The organism is Yoonia sp. R2-816 (assembly GCF_046762905.1).
GTDB lineage: Bacteria > Pseudomonadota > Alphaproteobacteria > Rhodobacterales > Rhodobacteraceae > Yoonia.
In genome coordinates, this window is record NZ_JBKQXN010000126.1 from 1 (window position 1) to 2,484 (window position 2,484).

The following is a 2,484-nucleotide window of genomic DNA, read 5'->3' on the forward strand; positions in this document are numbered from 1 at the left end:
AGGACGAAACCGCTCTCGCGGTATTGGCGCTTACGGCGGATGTTGTGCGCTGATGTAAGCGGCGTGGATTTTGCGAACTGACGCACCTGTTTGACGATTGGGACCTTCTCAATCTGATGACAGGAGTTTCCGATGACGGACCAAGATGTACCTGCGCTGCGTCAGCGTTTCCTAGAAGACATGCGGATCAAGGGACTGCAGCCCAAGACGCAGACGATGTATTTGCGGGCGATGCGCGACTTCACGCGGTTCCTGGGGCACTCGCCCGATGCCGCGACGCCGGAGGAACTGCGCGCCTTTCAACTCGACATGAAGGAGAAGGGCGTCGGCGCACCGACCTTCAACAACCGGCTGACGGTGCTGAGTTTCTTCTTTTCGACGACCTGCCCGCGCCCGGATATGAAGGGGCACATGCGTTATCAGCGGGCAGCGAAGAAGATACCTGTTGTGCTGAGCGCCGAGGAGGTCGCGCGCATTCTCGAAGCAGCACCTGGGCCGGGTCTGCGGTATCGAGCTGCGTTCAGCGTTGCCTATGGCGGCGGGCTCAGGGCAAGCGAGGTCACCCATCTCAAGGTCGGCGACATCGACAGCGATCGGATGCTGATCCGTGTCGAGCAGGGTAAGGGTCGCAAGGATCGGCATGTGATGCTGTCGCCGAGCCTGCTGGAGCTTCTGCGCGACTACTACCGCGAGGCGCGACCCGCGGGCTGGCTCTTTCCCGGCCGCAATCGGGTCGACCCGATCTCGACCCGGCAGTTCAACCGCGCGTTTGGGGTGGCCTGCGACTTCGCCGAGATCAAGAAGAAGGTGTCGCCTCACACCCTGCGGCACAGCTTTGCCACCCATTTGCTTGAGGGCGGGACTGACATAAGGGTGATCCAGGTCTTGCTGGGTCATGCCAAGCTGGAGACCACGACAGTCTACACCAAGGTGGCGACCAAGACGATCCGGGACGTGACCAGTCCGCTCGATCTGCTGGTGAGACGAGAGGCGGCACCCGGCTGATCCCAGTCCCATGCCCCGCCCAAAGCTGGAGGTCGCGGATATCTTCCGCGCCCATGGTGCTGCATATCGACGGCAACATGACGGGCATCTGAACCTTACCCAATTGAAGGTAATGTCCGCGATCGAGACCTGCCGAACCGCTGCGCTCGGCGGGCATGTGGCGGCCTGCACCAAGTGTGGTTATGAGCACATCGCCTATAACTCGTGTCGCAATCGGCACTGCCCGAAGTGCCAGGGGTCAACCGCCAAGGGCTGGATGCAGGCTCGCATGGAGGACCTGTTGCCGGCGGAATACTTCCATGTGGTCTTCACCTTGCCGGCCCAGATTGCCGACATTGCCTATCAGAACAAGGCGGCTGTCTACGGCCTCTTGTTCAAGGCGTCGACTGAGACGCTCCTGTCCATCGCGGCCGACCCAAAGCATCTCGGGGCCCGGATCGGCATGACGTCGGTGTTGCACACCTGGGGTTCGGCGATGACACACCATCCGCATGTGCACGTTGTCGTGCCGGGTGGCGGGCTGTCAGCGGATGGCACCCGCTGGATACGTTGCCGCCCGGGGTTCTTTCTGCCGGTCAAGGTCCTGTCTCGGCTGTTCCGCCGCCTGTTCCTCGAAGGACTGATAAGGTTGCACCGGGTCGGCAAGCTGCGCTTCTTCGGCGATCTGGTGGGACTGGCAGACCCTGATAACTTCGCGGCCCACCTCGCGCCGCTGCGCAAAACCGACTGGGTCGTCTATGCCAAGCCACCCTTCGGCGGGCCCGAAGCCGTGCTGGTCTATCTCAGCCGCTATACCCACCGCGTGGCCATCTCGAACCACCGCCTGGTCAGCGCCGATGGCGACACCGTGGCCTTCCGCTGGAAAGACTATCGGATCAAGCGTGGTGACCGGATGAAGGTTATGCGCCTGCCCACGGATGAGTTCATCCGCCGCTTCCTGATCCATGTCCTGCCGCCCGGCTTCCACCGCATCCGCCACGCGGGGTTCCTTGCCAATGGCATCCGTCGCGACAGGATCGAGACGATCAGGCGCTTGCTCAATGCCGAGCCAGCGCCAGGGCAGACATCGGATGAGGGTGCAACCGACGACTTTGACGACCCGAACACACTACAGCCTTGCCCGAAATGCGGCGGCACAATGATCGTCATCGAGACCTTCCCGCGCGGCCAGACCCCGAAATCCCGCGCACCGCCACGGGAAGAAGCCGCATGATCCACCGATCTCACCCGGCTCCACAGTGTCCAGGCGCCGGACCGATCAATGCGGCCAGCCCCGCGACGTCGGTGGTGAGATGGGCCGTTGATGGCCGAAAGAGAGTCCAAACTGCGCCATCGGACCATGGCAGCCAACGCATCCGCGCCAGACACGACCGCCGCGGCTGCCGATCCGATACTCGACCAACGCGGCGGTAACACGCAATCCCCATAGACGCGAAAGCCGCCCGTGCTTTCCTCCTTGTCAGATTTATCGCCGCTGCA

2 protein-coding genes are annotated in these 2,484 nt (G+C 62.6%); both read left to right on the forward strand.

Going from position 1 to position 2,484, the window contains the following annotated elements:
* Window positions 1-132 precede the first annotated feature (132 nt).
* Window positions 133-1,005, forward strand: coding sequence for a tyrosine-type recombinase/integrase (locus ACFWW2_RS02815; protein ID WP_393925970.1), 873 nt, complete (start codon window positions 133-135; stop codon window positions 1,003-1,005).
* A gap of 10 nt (window positions 1,006-1,015) precedes the next feature.
* The gene (locus ACFWW2_RS02820; protein ID WP_393925972.1) at window positions 1,016-2,218 is read left to right on the forward strand and encodes an IS91 family transposase; all 1,203 of its coding nucleotides are present in this window, start codon (window positions 1,016-1,018) and stop codon (window positions 2,216-2,218) included.
* Window positions 2,219-2,484: the final 266 nt, after the last annotated feature.

Excerpts from the sequence above, each read along its gene's own strand:
- ACFWW2_RS02820 (WP_393925972.1), top strand. The coding sequence starts at position 1,016 with ATGCCCCGCCCAAAGCTGGAGGTCGCGGATATCTTCCGCGCCCATGGT.
- ACFWW2_RS02815 (WP_393925970.1), top strand. The coding sequence starts at position 133 with ATGACGGACCAAGATGTACCTGCGCTGCGTCAGCGTTTCCTAGAAGAC.